The following is an 18491-nucleotide window of genomic DNA, read 5'->3' on the forward strand; positions in this document are numbered from 1 at the left end:
AAAATTAGGAATTTCTTTTTAGTATCCCATTCTCACACCAAATAGCCTTTTCGTCTATAACCTTTTGCAACACTTTCTCATGATATTCCAAGTTTTCCCTAGAAGCAAAATTATGATAAAGATGAAATTGCACCCCCCCCATCTTCAATTGCTTTTTCTGAACACCTGCATGAATCAATCGATAAGAGATTTCCACATCTTCCTGTCCCCACATCTCTAGTGCCTCATTATATCCATTTACTCGCAGCAAATCTCCTTTCCAAAAAGCCATATTACATCCCCTTATGCTCAGCATACTATGCCTGGCATATCGTTCTGCCAAGTAATGACGAAGGATACGGGAGCGAAAACCATTTAACATAAACCTTAAATCTTGTTTGAACGTGGCAGGATACCTTTCCACTCCCCTCAAAAGACGAGTGGTATACATTTTTCCTAAAAGCACACGGCTACCACAAACAAAATAGCCCTTTTCCGCCAATTCCAAGTGGTCAGAAATGAAATTCCTATCCAAAATTATGTCTCCATCAATCTGAATAATGTAATCCCCCTTGGCCTTTTCTATAGAACGGTTGCGAATAGCAGAGAGACGGAAACCTTTATCTTCATGCCATATATGCACAATCGGAATATCGGTCTTTTTTCTCATCTTCTCTATAAGTTGCCTTGTATCATCACGGGAACCGTCATCTGCAACCAGAATCTCATAAGGTTTCACCGTTTGAGCAAAAGCACTATAAAGACAAAGAGACAATGCCTCTTTCCAATTATATGTGGATATCAATAATGAGACTAACATTTCATTAAGATTTAAATTAAACTTTCATTATTTTTTTTCATCTTCCGGCCAGTTATAATCTAGCTCAGCCTCACGCTGCAATGCAGCAGCAATAATCTCATTTGTACTCTCTATAATTCTCTTCTTAATATTTGTCGTACTAACACCCTGAGTATATGGAAAATACACCACTTTCTTTCCTGGTTGCTGTTTCATCCATTCCAATCCTTCCAAATATTTATTTTCCCAATCATCACCTATCGTTACAATATCTATATCTTCTTCTTTTAACTGCGCAACTTCCGTCAACTTTACCTGCTTAACTACTTTGGTAACGCATTTAAGAGAGGATACAATCCGTATCCGTTGTTCAAAAGGAATAATCGGCGGCATTCCTTTATAATGTTGTATGAGCTCATCTGTACTTACACCCACTATAAGTTCATCGCCCAATGCAGCCGACCGCTCCAAAATATTGAGATGCCCGATATGAAACAAATCAAAACTGCCTGATGTAAATACTCTTACCTTCTTTTTTTCCATATTATATAGATTTAACGGTTCTCAATATCTTTAATGCGATTAGCCAAATCATCCAAATCCTCTGTGGTTTGAACACCAAGATGGGACACACGAAAATAACCGGGAGTGCCTCCGGGCATAATATAGATATCTTGTTTTAATAACTCTCTAAAAAGAATATCTCCGTTTCTTCTTACAAAAAATCCTGTTATACAATTGGAAGGTACTTCTACTGGCATTTCCCAACAATTCTGTTTGCACAACTCACGAAAATAAAGAGCTCTTGCACGTACGGAAGCTATTATTTGCCGGACACCAAGGGATATATCCATCTTCAAACGAGCATGCAACTGAAGAAATATAGTTGTGGCTGGGCTATAAGGCGTCTGACCACGTTCAAGATTCTTTAGGTTTTCCGCGAAATCGAAATAATAGGATTTGTGCGCAAAAGTAGTCGCGAGTATTTTGGGGGATAAAAACAGGAAAGACAATCCTGGAGCTATATTTAACCCTTTCTGACTACTAGTAATACAAACATCAATCCCAAATGCTTCCATATCCAATTCGTCAGAAAGGAAAGAGCTGATGGCATCTACAACCAAAGAAACACTATACCTTTTACAAATCTCTGAGATTCTCTCTATATTATAGAGCTGCCCCGTAGATGTTTCATGATGCTGACACAAAAAAACATCAGGACGTGAGGCCGCAACAGCCTCTTCCAATTGCACATAATCAATATCCTGAGCGAAAGGTACCGCAAATACTTCATTCGGACAATGGTAATACTCACAAAGATTTTTCCAACGATAACCAAAAGAGCCACCAGCTATAATGAAAGCTTTCTTGAATTGAGAAACATAATTCGCTACTACAGCATCCATAGCACCTGTTCCTGAAGCCGTATAAAAAATAACACGACCACCCGGACAGTGCATCAAATCCAAAAGCATTTTCTCTGAATCTTTCACAAGTTCAGAAAATTGCTCTGTACGCATATAAGGAAAAGGCTTACCTCCAATTTGGAGGATTGAGTCTTCTATATTTCCCGGAAAAACATATGACTTCATAGTTTACTTAATTAAATTATTCAACATCTTTCTATCCTTCACCTCTTTTTTATTCTACCAAATCTTTTAATACTAGTGTATCTTCTCCACAAATTCAACTTACGCTTCTCTGGTACACCGTGTCGATGAATGTAATCTGCGGCAGCAACCAGCATTCGTTTACAAACCATACCATCCAAATAAGGGTCATAGTTATCCACGATCCAACGCCGCCTTGCTATATTTTCTTCATCATACAAAGTATGGTCAAATGCCTCCAACAACTGGCCAACCTCCGTAATATTTGTCCAATAAATCTCTTTCGCAATTGTGCGATAAGTTATAACCGGACGCCCTAGCAGCAGAAATTCATACACAGTAGAAGAAGTATCACTAATCATCACATCAGCCATCAACTGATATTTAGTGACATTAAAACCATCTTCCCACACAATATGTTCTTCTTGCTCTGCCAATTTCTTATATTCATCAACCCATTCTCCACGAGTCAATGGATGAAATTTTAATAGCAAGACAATATCCCTCATCTTTACTAAATGCAGTAAAGCTTCTTTTAATGCAGGGATAGATGTTAAAGATGGTGAAAACGTAGGTGCATATAACACAATTTGCTTTTTCCCATGCTTTTTCAACAGTTCTTCACGTTCTCGATCAAAATCATGCCAATGGGATTTAATCCAGTCTTGCTTTGGCCATCCGGTCTCTACAACCTCAAAATCACCATATTTTACAGATAATTCTTTGAATTTTTTAGTAAAAAACGGCCCTTGCGTGAAATATGTATCAAAATATCGACGGATAACCCAATGATCTTTCTTCTCAGCAGCATAGCCATGAAAAACCTGTATCTTCACTCCAGGCAAATAATAAGGCACAATATTACCAGGAACAAATATCGCCTCAGGAGAGAAATCATATACTGTCTGCATATCACTTGTATAATTTACTTCCTCTCGTAATGAAAATATGGGAATCTTCAGCAAATGAACATACCATAATAATTGGTTCTCTGCCGACTTTATTGCTTCTTGATAAATCGGATATAATATATCAATAGCATATTTATTTTCACAAAACAGTACTATACGCATAAGTCCTACAGTTCCAAATTATACTTCACTACGTGCTTCTTGGCAAAATAAGTCCAAAATTTTCTACGACATTCTAAAACACGCTCCACACAATACGATTCATCTGCACAACGTGCCTGCGCATATTCTTTGGCAAGTAGAACAAAAAAAGCTTTTTGTCCCCATAAACGGGCAAAATTGGCACAACCCATTTCAACACTAATTTTACCGAAAGTCATTCGATTTATATCTACTAACATAAAATGATACTCTCCGTCAATATAATCAAATAAAATATTCCCGGGGGAGTAATCACGATGCAAAATACCTGCTTGATGTAAATTTGCCGTATAACGTGCAAAAGAAACAATCACATCCCTACAATGGCTCACATCCACATTGCCAAATTCATAAAAATTCCGTCGATAGGGAGATTGCATACTAATAAAATAGGAATGAGTGATCAACCCGAATCTCCTTTCTTCAACATATGCGATGGGGACCGGCGTCTCAAATCCCTTTTCAAGCAACATTTGAGGGTATTCAAAGGCACGTCTTCCCTTTGGATCACGAAAAAAAGAATAAACCACACGATTAACAAATGCCGGAACCCCATAACGCTTCACATTAATCTCTACACCATCTACCTCTATCACTTTAATCAGATTTCGACCAGAATAAATAATCCGCCCTTTCTTTTCAAAGGTATTTGGAATGTTTTCTATAAATTCACGTAAATGCTCGTATGTAGGGTTTACTACTATTTTCATAACTCATCTTTTATCTGTCCCGTTACTCTAAAATACTTATCCAAAACCAAAAGGGATATTAATGCTTCTCGCGCGCTATTTTTAAACTGAGCGACATACTCATGAGCATGGTCAATTATTTTTTGTGCCTCATCAATATGATTTATATAATAATTTACCCTTTCTTCCAGGTTTGAGAAATCAGGTTTTATTTCAATATAATGGTAATCGGGAATCAATGTTCCCTCCATAAACCAAGTTTCACACGTCGGTCGTGGCATCACAGCGATAGAATTTGAAGACATAACCCATTTTAAGTTGCTGGCCACGTCATTCCCTTCAAGAGCCATAATAAACTTATAATCCAGATGTTCACGAATTGTTTTCTTTTCCGTCTGCCACTCAACCGGATCCGTAGTGTTTTTACTCACATCGCCTAAATCACACATAGGATGATGAAAATACATTTCCATAAATTTTCTACGGGACTGTTTTCCTTTCACTTTACCACGAAAAATAACCCCATTTTTCTTTTCTGCAAAAGTTTTTTTATCATTTACAAATATAAAATGACGAACCTTATCTAATTTCAGAAGAACAGAATTTTCATTATTATCTACCAACGGACGGCTCTTCACAATTGAAGGGTATTCCGGAACATATGTCACATCGCCCGGGCAAAATCCCCATCGAAAGGTATCTGAAAACCAACGTGTATATTGATAAGTATCAAAGAAATAGACTTTTTGTTTACCCATTTTATGTTCTGCAAGTTTAGGAAAAGAGGAAGGTAAAGCTACATTTCCACACAATTTATTGTAATATTGTACACGTTGCTGGATATATGACCAATCTTTTCGGGAAGTTGACAATGCCAATTTATGATGCAATCTAATCTGAAAAAAAAATTTAGGTACCAAAAGCCTAAACATATTCACTCCATAATAAATAAATTTAGGATTTTTCCCGCTACACAGCTTATATAAGAATTTATTTTTCATTTTAGTTACGCACAGCCATTTGTAATATTTTATTTACAGCAAACAATTACATAAAACAATGTGGCAAAATTATATATATTATTCCATATAGACAATCATTTCATTAACTTTCTAACGATAAATTCATCCAAAATCAACATTTAAATCCTGACACGCCTCTTGAACGGATTTTAAGAAGTAAAAACCATCAGAAAGTTTTTCCCCAACTTCTAACACATTTCTTTTCATCTGCATATATTCATTTATATCCATCCCAGCAAGAATCTCCTCAACTTCTGCTAAAGAAGAAATACATACCCCTATATTATTTTTCTCTACAAAAGGTGCCAAAGCCGCTTTATTCCATATTATGACCGGAAGCCCACAACGAATATAAAGTGACAATTTATGAGGAGCATTATATTGTAAATATTCTCCTAAAGGTCCCCCTCCACCCTCCAAAGTCGGTCCGTACCACACCAGGCCAAAATCTCCTTCCGCTGACGCAATTAACTTGTCGGATGATACAAATCCTTTATAATCCACGTTTGTATTTAATCTCTCGACCTCAAAGCCACCACCATAAAATACTAATTCATAAGTACGAGACGTAATATCTGCCATTTTATATAAAAAATCATTGTGACAAGAAGATAAGACGCCAGCAAACAGAACACGAAATGGCTGTGTAGGTATTACATCTTTACCCATAGGCTGACTTTCTGACAAATAATCAAAAACCTCCAATATCTGTAATTTTGCTTTTATGCCATTTTCGATTAACCAGAGTTTCATAGCCTCACTATGTACAATAATACAATCCGAATGATTCAGTCTCGATATTTCCTGTGAAATCGTCAACCTCTTACTACGAAAGCTACCAAGATCATGAATTAATGTAATCACCTTTCCTCCACGCCAATGAACAATATTACAAACAAAAGTATAGTACTTCTTCAAAGGATATTGCAATATTACGACATCTCCCTTCGATAAACAAAAAACGCTTTTCAGAACACTAAACAAGGTTACACAAAAGGCTAGTATCACATTTGTATATCGTGTTTGCTCCAATCCGACATTTCGAAAGCCATGAGCTTCCATTATTTGTTCGACATCAGTTTTTGCTTTATTGCCAGCACTATCGACACCTTTATAATTTCTAGATAAATAACAAATCATATTTTTACAATTTAAGTTCTTCCTTTGCTAAAGCCAACGCAGCAGCAACTGTATCATCCATATCAAAATAAGAATATTGAGCTAAACGTCCGCCAAACAACACTCCAGAAGTATGAAGAGCCAACTTTTTATACTCTTCATACAATCGCGTATTCTTCTCATCATTTACAGGATAATAGGGGTCATTTGCTGAAGTAAACGTCACGGGGTACTCATAAGTAATCACTGTATGCGGTTGCTTACCAAATTCAAAATGTTTATGTTCAATAATGCGAGTATATGGTATTTCTTTTTCACAGTAATTAATTACTGCATTACCCTGATAATTATCTATTTTTAAACGTTCATGCTTAAAACAAAGACTTCGGTATTCTAATCGTCCGAAACGAAAATCATAAAATTCATCAATACATCCGGTAAATAGAACTTTATCAGCTAAAGCTTCCAAGACTTTACGAACAGAAAAATAATTTGTATTTAAGCGCACATCAGCCCCGTCGAGTAGCTTCTCAATCAATGTATTATAGCCTCCTTTAGGAATTCCTTGGTATTCGTCATTAAAATAATTATTGTCATAAACAAAACGGAAAGGAAGCCTTTTTATTATAAATGCCGGTAGCTCCGTTACTGGACGTCCCCATTGTTTTTCTGTATAGCCTTTTATCAGTTTCCGGTATATATCTTCTCCACAAAGCTTCAAAGCTTGCTCCTCGAGATTAGCCGGAGTTTGAATATGTGCATACTTATTACGCTGTTCTTCAATTTTCTCCCTAGCTTCCTGCGGAGTGTTTACACCCCAAAGCTTATTAAAGGTATTCATATTAAAAGGAAGGTTATATAGTTTGCCTTCATAGTTTGCCAACGGAGAATTGGTATAGCGATTAAAAGAAACGAACTGATTCAAATAATCCCAAACATCTTTATTATCCGTATGAAAAATATGAGCGCCATATAAATGCACATGAATTCCATCAATTTCTTCACAATAAATATTTCCACCCGTGTGCCTACGTTTATCGATAACAAGACAACGTTTACCTGCATTCATAGCCTGACGAGCAAATACTGATGCAAATAACCCAGCACCTACTATTAAATAATCATATTCTTTCATACATTACATTTGAATCTGCAAAAATAATAAAACTGCGCTAGTAACCAACGCTAGACTTATTTATTTTGCCATTCCCTGTAAAAAATCATCAAATCTTAAAATAATCCCCCAATAACAAAAACGAATACCATATATAAAAGGTAAATCAGAAAGAGAATCTCATTTTTGATACAATCGGAATAAATTTAAAAAAAATTATGTAAGTTTGCAGTGTTATTTTACTTAAGTCACTAAAAATGATATAATATATGAAGACTCCTACTACATCTACAATAAACATTCAGGATGTTCAAGCAATACAATTGAGACTAAAAAATATCCTTTTTATTATAGACGACATATGCCGTAAACATAATTTGCGTTATTATTTAATTGCCGGTACCCTTTTAGGAGCTCAACGCCACAAAGGATTTATTCCTTGGGATGACGACGCAGATATAGGAATGCCAAGAACTGACTATGAAACTTTCATCCAAAACGCCCATTTTTGGTTACCTGCAGGCTATGAGTTAATACATGGTAGTAACTGTTCTGATTACCCCTACCCTTTTGCCAGGCTGCAAGATACACAAACCACTTACCTCATGCGTCGGAATTTTCCATTTATAGGAGGCATTCCTTTAGATATTTTTCCATTAGACGGAATGACAACGCATCCGGTAAAGCGTTGGATTCATTATAAAAAGTATCGTTTTTACCTGAAAGTTGCTTATTACAGTTTTGTCAATCCCTCAAAACATGGAAAAGGATTTTATCGTTGGTTTACTACCACATGCAGAATGCTATTTCCCCCAACAAAAATACATAAGATATTAAACAATATACAAAAAGAATATGATTATGAATCATCAAATTTGATTGCAGACCACGACAATCTTCCTAACCGTGGTATTTTACCCAAAGAAGTGTATGGCACTCCCACCCCTATCCTATTTGAAGGGAAAGAATTAATGGGAGTGGAAAAAACCGATACATATCTCCGGTATTGCTACGGCGAATACATGGAGATTCCGCCTCTAAACAAACGTCCTAAACCCAATTACCGATATGTGAATACTAATTTGCCCTATAAGCAATTTATAGATTCATTAAATCAGGTTATTCGATAATTCCTTCAATCTTTGCTACCACCTGTTGAGGGCTGATTTTCCACAAGCAGGCATAATCATCCCGCCAGCAAGGCTTCTGTCCATATACTGAACAGGGACGACATGACAAATCAAGTTGCACGGTATTGACAGACAATTGTTTCCACCCCATAAAGCCTGCATAAGGATGGGTCGCACCCCATATGGAGACGACCGGGATATTTACCAATGATGCCAGATGCATATTGGCGGAATCCATTGAAAGCATCACATCCAAATGGCTCATCAGGTTCAATTCCGTACGCATATTCAACTTGCCAATCATGGAAACGACAGAAGGGTATTTGGCAATCCATGCATCAAAGATTTCCTGTTCACTTTTACCGCCTCCGAACAGAAAGACTTTCACCGCAGGATTAGCCGCAAAATGGGCGATCACTTTCTCCTGCAGTTCCAATGGATAAATCTTTCCCGTATGTTTGGCAAAGGGAGCAATACCGATCCATTTCTGATTCTCTTTAGGGCCGGTAACCGGTTCTATTTCTGCAAAGTTTCCTTTGCCTTCTCCATAAATGGAAGAGAAGTTCAACAAGACCGGAAGTCCGAGCTTTTCCAGCACATCAGCATAACGACGGAAAGAACTCTTCTGATTTTCCATTACTTTATGATGTCGGCGAACCAGTTTCTTCTTGCCTGCCCGCCCCTTACAAATATGGGCAACCGGTATATTGGCAAGCCTGAAACGCAGGCATAAATATCTGGCACGGAGCACATGGTGAAAATCTGCGATATAGTCAAAGTGCATCGCTTTCAGCTCCGAATAAAGACAGTTCAGTCCCCACAAACCTTTATGTTTACCTGTCAAATCAGCTCCTATGAAATTCACATTGCCGGGCAATTCCTGAAAAAGGGGTTGCCATACAGCACGGCTTAACACTGTTATCTCGTGCTGAGGATATTGCACAGCAAGGGAATGTATGACCGGTATTGTCATTGCGACATCACCTAAAGCTGAAAAACGGATAATGAGAATACGCGCCATTCGTTATTTCTTTGCATAAAGCACCGGATTTAACGCCGGGTCGTTATACATCTTCATCTGTTTATAAACTTTCATGTATTTATTTCCTGCTTCAATATCTGCCAACAACTGATCGATAGCCGAAGAAAGATCGTTTCGCTGTTCAAGCAGGATATTCAGCTTAGTCTGACATTGCGCACGGTGCTCTTCGGTAGTATCCGTACGTTCCACTTCTTGCTGCATGTGGTAGATTTTCAATGCAAGGATAGACAAACGGTCGATTGCCCATGCAGGACTTTCTGTATTGATCGTCGCATCTGCAAGAGGCTTTACGTCTTTATACTTATCCAGAAAATAGCTGTCAATCAATTCAACCAAGTCCGTTCGATCCTGATTGGACTTATCGATTCTTCTTTTCAATGCCAGTGCTGCTACCGGATCAATTTGGGGATCGCGGATTATATCTTCGAAATGCCACTGAACAGCATCAATCCAATTCTTCAGGTATAAATAATACTCTATCGACTTCAACTCGTAAGGATTGTTCATCGGCGCATCCACACTATCCGTTACATGGTAATCATTGGTAGATTTCCAAAAAATCTCGTTGCAAAGGTTACTAAATGTCATAATCTTAACTAGCTTATAGGTATATAATAGGGCAAATCTATGTAATATTTTTCAGACAAGCAACCGTTTCTTACTTTTTTATTTGTTACCTTTGTGGGTATTAAAGATGAATTGTATATGAAAATTATTATAGATAATAAAATACCTTATATAAAAGAGGCGGTTCTGGGAATAGCCGATGAGGTAATCTATGCTCCGGGAAAGGATTTCACTCCGGAATTGGTACGGGATGCGGATGCGCTTATCGTCCGTACCCGCACGCATTGCAACCGTGAATTATTGGAAGGCAGCCGGGTGAAGTTCATTGCTACGGCAACCATTGGTTTCGACCATGTCGATACGGAGTATTGCAAGCAGGCAGGCATCGAATGGACGAACGCCCCGGGATGCAATTCCGCTTCTGTCGCCCAATATATACAATCATCGCTTCTTGTATGGAAGTCTGTCAGGAATAAAAGACTGGATGAACTGACTATCGGGATTATAGGCGTAGGTAATGTAGGAAGCAAGGTGGCTAAAGTGGCCCAAAGCTTTGGCATGCGCGTCCTATTGAATGACTTACCGCGGGAAGAGAAAGAAGGAAAAGGAAATTTCTCTTCTTTGGATAAAATAGCGGAAGAATGTGACATCATCACTTTTCACGTACCTTTATATAAGGAAGGGAAATATAAGACCTTCCATTTGGCTGACGAAAACTTCTTTCGTTCATTAAAACGGAAGCCGGTTATCATCAATACTTCACGGGGTGAAGTCATTGAAACGGATGCCCTTTTGAATGCTTTAAGCAGTCAGGCTATTTCGGATGCCATTATTGATGTATGGGAGCACGAACCCGAAATCAATCGAGAACTGCTGGAGAAAGTTATCATTGGTACTCCTCATATTGCAGGCTATTCTGCTGACGGGAAAGCCAACGCAACACGTATGTCACTGGATGCAATTTGCAAGTTCTTTCAGATAGATGGAGATTATGAAATTAATGCACCGGCACCTGCTTCTCCTGTTATTCAAGCAAAAAGTCACGAAGATGCACTCCTTCAAATGTATAACCCGTCCGAAGACAGCGACCGATTGAAAAGTCAACCGGAGCTATTCGAGACCTTACGTGGAGATTATCCTTTAAGAAGAGAGGAGAAAGCTTATATAATAAAGTATTAGGTAATAAGTAATACTTGCTCTATCATCTGTGGGAAGTGCTCGTATTCCAAAGCATGCACTTTCTTGGCGACATCATCAGGAGAATCTGTCGGAAGTACGGGACAAGTCGCCTGGAAGATTGTGTTCCCTTCATCATAATGCTCATTAATATAATGTATAGTGATGCCGCTTTCTTTTTCACCGGCAGCGACTACCGCTTCGTGAACACGGGTGCCATACATCCCCTTTCCTCCGTATTTAGGCAGAAGAGCCGGATGTATATTTATTATTTTATCGGGATAAGCATGCAAAAGCAGATCGGGCACACGAACCAGAAAGCCTGCCAGCACGATAAAATCAATGCGAGCCTCCTGCAAAACAGCCAGAATTTCGTCTCCGGCTATCCAGTCTTCCTTTGGAAACACGTTACAGGGCACTCCCAGACGATGCGCACGTTCTAAAACATAGGCATCACTCTTATTAGAAAGCACCAACGAAACCTGAGCGGAATCGTTTTTTTGGAAATACCGGATAATATTCTCGGCATTAGAGCCGGAACCGGAAGCGAAAATTGCGATGTTTTTCTTCATAACTCTCATATTCGATGCACAAAACAGTGAAAAATGTGCAAAAGTTTGCATTTATTTAGTCAAATATTTGCGCAAAACGATAAATATTCATTCCTTTGCACCGCAAATTTAAAGAAATAAAACTAATTATTAATTAAAAACTTAAAGTTATGTCTGAAATTGCATCAAGAGTAAAAGCGATTATCGTTGATAAATTAGGCGTTGAAGAATCAGAAGTTACAACCGAAGCAAGCTTCACTAACGACCTGGGAGCAGATTCTCTTGACACTGTAGAACTTATCATGGAATTCGAAAAAGAATTCGGTATCTCTATTCCTGATGACCAAGCAGAAAAGATTGGTACTGTAGGTGATGCTGTATCTTATATCGAAGAACACGCTAAGTAATTCGATTTCATCAATATGGAATTAAAAAGAGTGGTAGTAACAGGTCTTGGCGCCATTACTCCCGTTGGCAACAGCGTTCCCGAGTTTTGGGAAAACCTTGTGAACGGGGTTAGTGGAGCAGGACCTATTACTCATTTTGATGCGTCGCAATTCAAGACCCAATTCGCATGCGAAGTGAAAAACTTCGAGGCAACAAAATACATCGACCGCAAGGAAGCAAGAAAGATGGACCTATACACTCAGTATGCCATCGCCGTTGCCAAAGAAGCGGTAGAAGATTCAGGGCTTGACACAGAAAAAGAAGACTTGAACAAAATCGGTGTTATTTTTGGCGCCGGTATTGGTGGTATACATACATTTGAAGAGGAAGTGGGCAACTACTATACTCGTCAGGAAATGGGACCGAAGTTTAATCCGTTCTTCATTCCAAAGATGATTTCGGATATTGCTGCCGGACAGATTTCTATTATGTATGGTTTCCACGGTCCTAATTATGCGACTTGTTCAGCATGTGCTACTTCTACCAATGCCATTGCAGATGCCTTTAACCTGATTCGTCTGGGTAAAGCAAATGTAATTGTGTCCGGTGGCTCGGAAGCAGCTATCTTCCCTGCAGGTGTGGGTGGCTTTAACGCTATGCACGCTCTGTCAACCCGTAACGACGAGGCTTCCAAGGCTTCACGTCCGTTCAGCGCAAGCCGTGACGGTTTCGTAATGGGTGAAGGTGGCGGTTGTCTGATCCTGGAAGAGTTGGAACATGCTAAAGCACGCGGTGCAAAAATCTATGCAGAAGTTGCCGGTGTAGGCATGTCTGCAGATGCACATCACTTGACAGCTTCCCATCCGGAAGGTCTTGGAGCTAAACTGGTGATGAAGAATGCACTGGAAGATGCGGAAATGGATCCGAAAGAAGTAGATTATATCAATGTACACGGTACATCTACTCCGGTGGGTGATATTTCAGAAGCAAAAGCGATTAAGGAAGTATTCGGCGATCATGCGTTCGAGTTGAACATCAGTTCAACCAAATCAATGACAGGTCATTTGTTGGGTGCTGCCGGTGCGGTAGAATCCATTGCAAGTATCCTTGCCATCAAGAACGGTATCGTTCCTCCGACTATCAACCATGAAGAAGGTGACAACGACGAGAACATCGATTATAACCTTAATTTCACGTTCAACAAAGCACAGAAACGCGAAGTTAATGTTGCCTTGTCCAATACATTCGGATTCGGCGGTCACAATGCGTGCGTTATCTTCAAGAAATACGCTGAGTAATATCGTGTTACGTAACCAAATAGATAAGATAAGGCTCTTGTTCCGCAAGGACAGAGAGTCTTATCTTTGTTTTTATCAGATACTCGGATTCTATCCGCGTAATATCCGGCTTTACGAGCAGGCTCTTCTGCACAAGTCTACTTCGCTCCGTTCGGAAAAAGGACGTCCTTTAAATAACGAACGCCTGGAGTTCCTGGGTGACGCCATCCTTGACGCCATCGTAGGAGATATTGTCTACAAGCGTTTTGAAGGGAAACGGGAAGGTTTCCTGACCAACACGCGTTCCAAGATCGTACAACGGGAGACTTTGAACAAGTTGGCCGTCGAAATTGGGTTGGACAAGCTCATAAAGTATTCTACCCGCTCTTCTTCTCACAACAGTTATATGTACGGAAATGCTTTTGAAGCATTTATCGGAGCTATTTATCTGGATCAGGGATATGAACGTTGCAAGCAGTTTATGGAGCAACGTATCATCAACCGGTATATTGACTTGGATAAAATATCCCGCAAAGAGGTTAACTTCAAATCCAAGCTAATCGAATGGAGTCAGAAAAGCAAGATGGAGGTTTCTTTTGAACTGATAGAGCAATTCCTCGATCAGGACAGCAACCCTGTATTTCAGACAGAAGTACGCATAGAAGGTCTTCCTGCCGGAACAGGTACGGGGTATTCCAAGAAAGAGTCTCAACAGAATGCTGCCCAGATGGCTATCAAGAAAGTGAAAGATCCGACATTCATTACGACCATTAACGAGACTAAGGAACAGCAAACAGCAATAGCTGATGAGTCTGAAACCGAACCGGATGCAGACCCTGAAATGGAAATTGAAAATATGTCAGAAGAGAACCAATCTGTCGACGGCGAAGTTGCTATGGCGGAAGTGTCCCCGGAATCTACCCAAAGCAAATTCCCATACGACGACCCTGAATCACCAGATCGTGTTCTTCCGTAACCAGTTTCAGTTTTCCGGCAACTTCTTCAAGGGGGATAGATGAAATGTCGTCTCCTCTTAGAGCTACCATTCGCCCGAATTCTCCATTTGCAATTAATTCCGTTGCGTGACCGCCCATACGGGTGGAAAGGTTACGGTCGAAAGGAGTAGGCGAACCGCCACGCTGAATATATCCCAATACAGTTTCACGAGTCTCTATTCCGGTTTCATATTCAATTTCCTGTGCAATATATTCCGCAGCACGTTTACGGCCATCTGTCTGAATTCCTTCAGCCACTACTACAATGGAGTAAGGTTTGCCTTTTTTCAGCCTATCCAGAATTGTGTTGCCAATATTCTTTATGTTATAAGGGATTTCAGGGACAAGGATAACATCTCCCCCACCTGCCATACCGGAATACAAAGCAATCCAACCGGCTTTATGTCCCATCACTTCAATCACCATCACTCTTTTATGAGAACTGGCAGTGGAATGCAAGCGGTCAATGGCATCCGTGGCAATGCTTACTGCCGAATCAAATCCGAAAGAGATATCTGTTCCCCAGATGTCATTGTCAATGGTTTTCGGGACTGATACGATATTCACCCCCATTGCGGCAAATTTGGCGGCGGTCTTTTGTGTTCCATTTCCCCCGATGCAGACTACACAATCCAAGCCCATTTCCTGAATATTCTGAAGGATAAGTGCCGGCTTGTCAACATCCGAGATGACACCTCCTTTCTTAAAGGGCTTTTCGCGGGAAGTTCCCAGCATCGTTCCTCCAAGATTCAGCAGGCCGGACAGAGATTTATCTGTAAAGGACTCGACATCCTTCGTCAGCAAACCTTGAAAGCCGCTGTGAATACCTATCACTTCCATCCCATAATAATTGATGGCTGTCTTGCACACGCCACGAATGGTGGCATTAATACCGGGGCAGTCCCCGCCTGAGGTTAAGATTCCAATTCTCATTGTCGCATTTTTTAGTCAAAAACTCGGGGATTCTGGTAAACTCGTCAATTTTAACGATTATTTCCGTCGTAAAGATAGAAAAAAAAGATAAATAAGTTACTTTTGCACGACTAAACATTATTATGTTAAAGCAGAAATGAATATTACAAAAATTATTAGTAAGACTTTTGATTCCCGTTTAAAACAAATAGATCTATATGCTAATCAGGCTAGTGAGATTCAACATCGTGTATTGAATCGCTTGGTGCAGCAGGCTGCCCGGACTGAATGGGGTAAAAAGTACGACTATGCCTCTATCCGCAGCTATGAAGATTTCAGAAAACGCCTGCCCATCCAAACATACGAAGAGATAAAGCCTTACGTAGAGCGTTTACGGGCAGGAGAACAGAACCTGCTTTGGCCGTCGGAAATACGTTGGTTTGCCAAATCATCCGGTACGACTAATGATAAGAGCAAGTTTCTTCCTGTCAGCAAGGAAGCATTGGAGGATATTCATTACAGAGGTGGGAAAGATGCTGCGGCCCTTTATTTCCGTATCAATCCGGATAGTCATTTCTTTTCCGGAAAGGGATTGATTATGGGTGGTAGCCACAGTCCGAATCTTAATTCCAATCACAGTCTGGTCGGGGACTTGTCGGCTATTTTAATTCAAAATGTAAATCCGCTTATTAATTTCATTCGTGTGCCAAGCAAGAAGATTGCATTGATGAACGAATGGGAAGCTAAAATAGAAGCAATCGCTAACAGTACTATTCCGGTGAATGTAACGAGCTTGTCCGGTGTGCCATCCTGGACGCTGGTGCTTATCAAACGCATTCTTGAGAAAACCGGGAAACATACATTGGAGGAAGTATGGCCTAATCTGGAAGTGTTCTTCCATGGTGGCGTGGCTTTCACTCCTTACCGCGAACAGTATAAGCAGGTGATTCAGTCGCCTAAAATGCATTATGTGGAGACTTATAATGCTTCTGAAGGGTATTTCGGTACGCAGAATGATCTTTCTGATCCTGCTATGTTGTTGATGATTGACTACGGAATCTTCTACGAATTTATTCCACTGGAAGAAGTGGACAAGGAAAATCCGCGGGCATATTGCCTTGAAGAGGTGGAACTGAACAAGAATTATGCAATGGTGATTTCTACTTCCTGCGGTTTGTGGAGGTACATGATTGGTGATACGGTGAAGTTTACGAGCAAGAATCCCTATAAGTTTGTTATCACGGGAAGAACAAAGCATTTCATCAATGCCTTCGGTGAGGAATTGATTGTTGATAATGCTGAAAAGGGACTGGCCAAGGCTTGCGCAGAAACGGGAGCACAGGTTTGTGAGTATTCTGCGGCACCGGTCTTTATGGATGAGAATGCAAAATGCCGTCACCAATGGCTGATAGAGTTTGCCAAGATGCCGGATTCTGTTGAGAAGTTTGCGGCGATACTGGATGCTACTCTGAAAGAGGTCAATTCTGACTATGAGGCAAAACGGTGGAAGGATATTGCATTGCAGCCATTGGAGGTAATTGTTGCCCGCCAAGGGTTGTTCCATGATTGGATGGCGCAAAAAGGGAAATTGGGTGGGCAGCATAAAGTTCCCAGATTGAGTAATACGAGGGAGTATATTGAGACGATGTTGCCGTTGAATCAATAGCATTCTTTTTCTTTCGTCTTGATACGAAAGAAAAAGAACCAAAAAGAAAGAATCAAGGCTGCGTTTTTTCAGCTACTCCGGTGATTTCTCCAGCTAAAGGGCAGAAACTCGCTACGCTCAAACAGTCTGCCCTTCTTAACGCTGAAGAAAACACCTGCGCTTGACGCTGAAAAAACGAGGCCGGGAAACCATGCGGAGTGTTCGCTGCGGACACTGAGATGATTATCGGGATTCAATTATAATTCCGCCACCTAGCAGTAGACCGTCTTTATAGAATGCAGCGGCCTGCCCAGGCGCAATGGCGGTTAAGGGTTCATGAAGTTGCACGTGGAGTTGGTTGTCAGGAGTAATGGTGACTGTACAGTGGTTTTCCTGTTTACGATATCGTATCTTCACGATGATATCAGAATGCCCCAAGATGCGTTCGCGGTTCACGATGTTCCAGTCTTTCAACCACATTTCTGTCTTTTCCAAGGCGGAAAGTGAGGACAATATCACTTCATTCTTTTCTACGTTTATCTCTTTTACGAAAACAGGACGGTTCAGATGAATACCTAGTCCACGTCTTTGGCCAATGGTATAAAAAGGGTATCCTTCGTGCCAAGCTATGAAATTCCCCTTTTCATCGACAAATCTTCCTCGTCTGACCATTTCTGACCACGGCTGACCATTCCTGACCAACCAGTTTTTCAGGAAGCTTCGGTAGTCCATCGGGCAGAAACAAACTCCTATACTATCCTTTTTAGTGGCGACTTTTTGGAAGCCACGTTCAACAGCCCAGGCACGGGCTTCAACTTTCGTAATTCCTCCCATTGGCAGAAGAATTCTGCTGAGTATATCTTGCTTCAAGCCCCACAGAAAAAAGGACTGGTCTTTGTCCGGGTCAACGGCGTGTGTAATATAGTAAGTATCTGCCAGCTTTATTTTTTGGACATAATGACCGGTAGCGATGTAAAAGATGCCCATTTCATCAGCTATTTTGGCAAGCAAAGGCCACTTTAGATAGTTATTGCACAATGTACAAGGTACTGGAGTATGACCTGCCATATACTCATGCACAAAATATTCGATGATTTGCTCATTGAATATCTCACGGGCATCATATGTTATATGCGGGATACCGAGACGTTCTGCCAGATTACGGGCATCTTCCAGATATTCGGTCGAGTCGTTCAGTTCATAAAAACGAAAAGTGACTCCGGTTACTTCATAACCGGCTTCCAGCAGTCTCATAGCGGCCACAGAGCTATCTGTTCCACCACTCATACCTAACAATACTCGTTTGTTTTCTTCTATCATGCTGCAAAATTAAGGATTTTCCCGTATCTTTGTCAGTTAAAGCCT

At 40.2% G+C, this 18491-nt stretch carries 19 protein-coding genes; 6 read left to right on the plus strand and 13 right to left on the minus strand.

Annotated features, from left to right (window positions below; genetic code table 11):
* Window positions 1-4: 4 nt before the first annotated feature.
* The 8 genes from BQ7997_RS13475 to glf all read right to left on the minus strand — a co-directional run bounded on the left by BQ7997_RS13475 (window position 5) and on the right by glf (window position 7465).
* Window positions 5-799 carry a glycosyltransferase family 2 protein gene (locus BQ7997_RS13475; protein WP_073346877.1) on the minus strand — a complete coding sequence of 265 codons (795 nt, stop codon included), beginning with the start codon at window positions 797-799 and terminating at the stop codon, window positions 5-7.
* Between the two features lie 27 nt (window positions 800-826).
* Window positions 827-1321 carry an FAD synthase family protein gene (locus BQ7997_RS13480; protein WP_073346878.1) on the minus strand — a complete coding sequence of 165 codons (495 nt, stop codon included), beginning with the start codon at window positions 1319-1321 and terminating at the stop codon, window positions 827-829.
* Window positions 1322-1332: 11 nt separating this feature from the next.
* Window positions 1333-2370, minus strand: a complete 1038-nt coding sequence (locus BQ7997_RS13485) for a pyridoxal-phosphate-dependent aminotransferase family protein (RefSeq protein WP_073346879.1) — start codon at window positions 2368-2370, stop codon at window positions 1333-1335.
* A gap of 38 nt (window positions 2371-2408) precedes the next feature.
* Entirely contained in the window at window positions 2409-3461 is a 1053-nt protein-coding gene (locus BQ7997_RS13490; protein WP_073346880.1) for a CDP-glycerol glycerophosphotransferase family protein, read from the minus strand.
* Window positions 3462-3466: 5 nt separating this feature from the next.
* Window positions 3467-4210 carry a lipopolysaccharide kinase InaA family protein gene (locus BQ7997_RS13495; protein ID WP_073346881.1) on the minus strand — a complete coding sequence of 248 codons (744 nt, stop codon included), beginning with the start codon at window positions 4208-4210 and terminating at the stop codon, window positions 3467-3469.
* Window positions 4207-5190: a glycosyl transferase family 90 gene (locus BQ7997_RS13500; RefSeq protein WP_073346882.1), complete on the minus strand. Its 984-nt coding sequence runs from the start codon at window positions 5188-5190 to the stop codon at window positions 4207-4209. Before BQ7997_RS13500 ends, BQ7997_RS13495 begins: the two co-directional genes overlap by 4 nt.
* Window positions 5191-5313: 123 nt before the next feature.
* Window positions 5314-6351: a glycosyltransferase gene (locus BQ7997_RS13505; protein WP_073346883.1), complete on the minus strand. Its 1038-nt coding sequence runs from the start codon at window positions 6349-6351 to the stop codon at window positions 5314-5316.
* A 4-nt stretch (window positions 6352-6355) separates the two neighbouring features.
* A complete protein-coding gene (glf, locus tag BQ7997_RS13510) occupies window positions 6356-7465 on the minus strand; it encodes a UDP-galactopyranose mutase (protein ID WP_073346884.1) in 1110 nt (369 codons plus the stop codon).
* Between the two features lie 248 nt (window positions 7466-7713).
* Here glf and BQ7997_RS13515 point away from each other — a divergent pair, with 248 nt between their 5' ends.
* Window positions 7714-8574 (plus strand): LicD family protein, encoded by an 861-nt coding sequence (locus BQ7997_RS13515; RefSeq protein ID WP_073346885.1) that lies wholly within the window; start codon window positions 7714-7716, stop codon window positions 8572-8574.
* Here BQ7997_RS13515 and BQ7997_RS13520 read toward each other — a convergent pair.
* The gene (locus BQ7997_RS13520; protein ID WP_073346886.1) at window positions 8564-9595 is read right to left on the minus strand and encodes a glycosyltransferase family 9 protein; all 1032 of its coding nucleotides are present in this window, start codon (window positions 9593-9595) and stop codon (window positions 8564-8566) included. The genes BQ7997_RS13515 and BQ7997_RS13520 overlap by 11 nt on opposite strands.
* A gap of 3 nt (window positions 9596-9598) precedes the next feature.
* Complete coding sequence (locus tag BQ7997_RS13525; protein WP_073346887.1) at window positions 9599-10204, minus strand: DUF4254 domain-containing protein; 606 nt, start codon at window positions 10202-10204, stop codon at window positions 9599-9601.
* Window positions 10205-10321: 117 nt separating this feature from the next.
* On the opposite strand from BQ7997_RS13525, the gene pdxB reads away from it, so the two are divergent.
* Entirely contained in the window at window positions 10322-11362 is a 1041-nt protein-coding gene (gene pdxB, locus BQ7997_RS13530; RefSeq protein ID WP_073346888.1) for a 4-phosphoerythronate dehydrogenase PdxB, read from the plus strand.
* Here pdxB and purN read toward each other — a convergent pair.
* Window positions 11359-11982, minus strand: a complete 624-nt coding sequence (purN, locus tag BQ7997_RS13535) for a phosphoribosylglycinamide formyltransferase (protein WP_073346889.1) — start codon at window positions 11980-11982, stop codon at window positions 11359-11361. The genes pdxB and purN overlap by 4 nt on opposite strands.
* 98 nt (window positions 11983-12080) lie before the next feature.
* On the opposite strand from purN, the gene BQ7997_RS13540 reads away from it, so the two are divergent.
* From BQ7997_RS13540 to rnc, 3 genes are read left to right on the plus strand one after another with little or no spacing between them, the layout of a single operon-like run.
* A complete protein-coding gene (locus BQ7997_RS13540; protein ID WP_002558672.1) occupies window positions 12081-12317 on the plus strand; it encodes an acyl carrier protein in 237 nt (78 codons plus the stop codon).
* Window positions 12318-12332: 15 nt separating this feature from the next.
* Entirely contained in the window at window positions 12333-13595 is a 1263-nt protein-coding gene (gene fabF, locus BQ7997_RS13545; RefSeq protein WP_022136931.1) for a beta-ketoacyl-ACP synthase II, read from the plus strand.
* A complete protein-coding gene (gene rnc, locus BQ7997_RS13550; protein WP_073346890.1) occupies window positions 13561-14550 on the plus strand; it encodes a ribonuclease III in 990 nt (329 codons plus the stop codon). Before fabF ends, rnc begins: the two co-directional genes overlap by 35 nt.
* On the opposite strand, the gene BQ7997_RS13555 is transcribed toward rnc, so the two are convergent.
* Window positions 14492-15502 carry an ATP-dependent 6-phosphofructokinase gene (locus BQ7997_RS13555; protein WP_073346891.1) on the minus strand — a complete coding sequence of 337 codons (1011 nt, stop codon included), beginning with the start codon at window positions 15500-15502 and terminating at the stop codon, window positions 14492-14494. The two genes, rnc and BQ7997_RS13555, sit on opposite strands and share 59 nt — an antisense overlap.
* Window positions 15503-15638: 136 nt before the next feature.
* Between BQ7997_RS13555 and BQ7997_RS13560 the strand changes: the two genes are divergently transcribed.
* The gene (locus tag BQ7997_RS13560) at window positions 15639-17147 is read left to right on the plus strand and encodes a GH3 auxin-responsive promoter family protein (RefSeq protein ID WP_044654836.1); all 1509 of its coding nucleotides are present in this window, start codon (window positions 15639-15641) and stop codon (window positions 17145-17147) included.
* A gap of 222 nt (window positions 17148-17369) precedes the next feature.
* Here BQ7997_RS13560 and mnmA read toward each other — a convergent pair whose 3' ends face one another.
* Window positions 17370-18446 carry a tRNA 2-thiouridine(34) synthase MnmA gene (gene mnmA, locus BQ7997_RS13565; RefSeq protein WP_073346892.1) on the minus strand — a complete coding sequence of 359 codons (1077 nt, stop codon included), beginning with the start codon at window positions 18444-18446 and terminating at the stop codon, window positions 17370-17372.
* Window positions 18447-18491: the final 45 nt, after the last annotated feature.

Origin of the sequence: Bacteroides congonensis, from assembly GCF_900130125.1 — a bacterium.
Classification (GTDB): Bacteria; Bacteroidota; Bacteroidia; order Bacteroidales; family Bacteroidaceae; genus Bacteroides; species Bacteroides congonensis.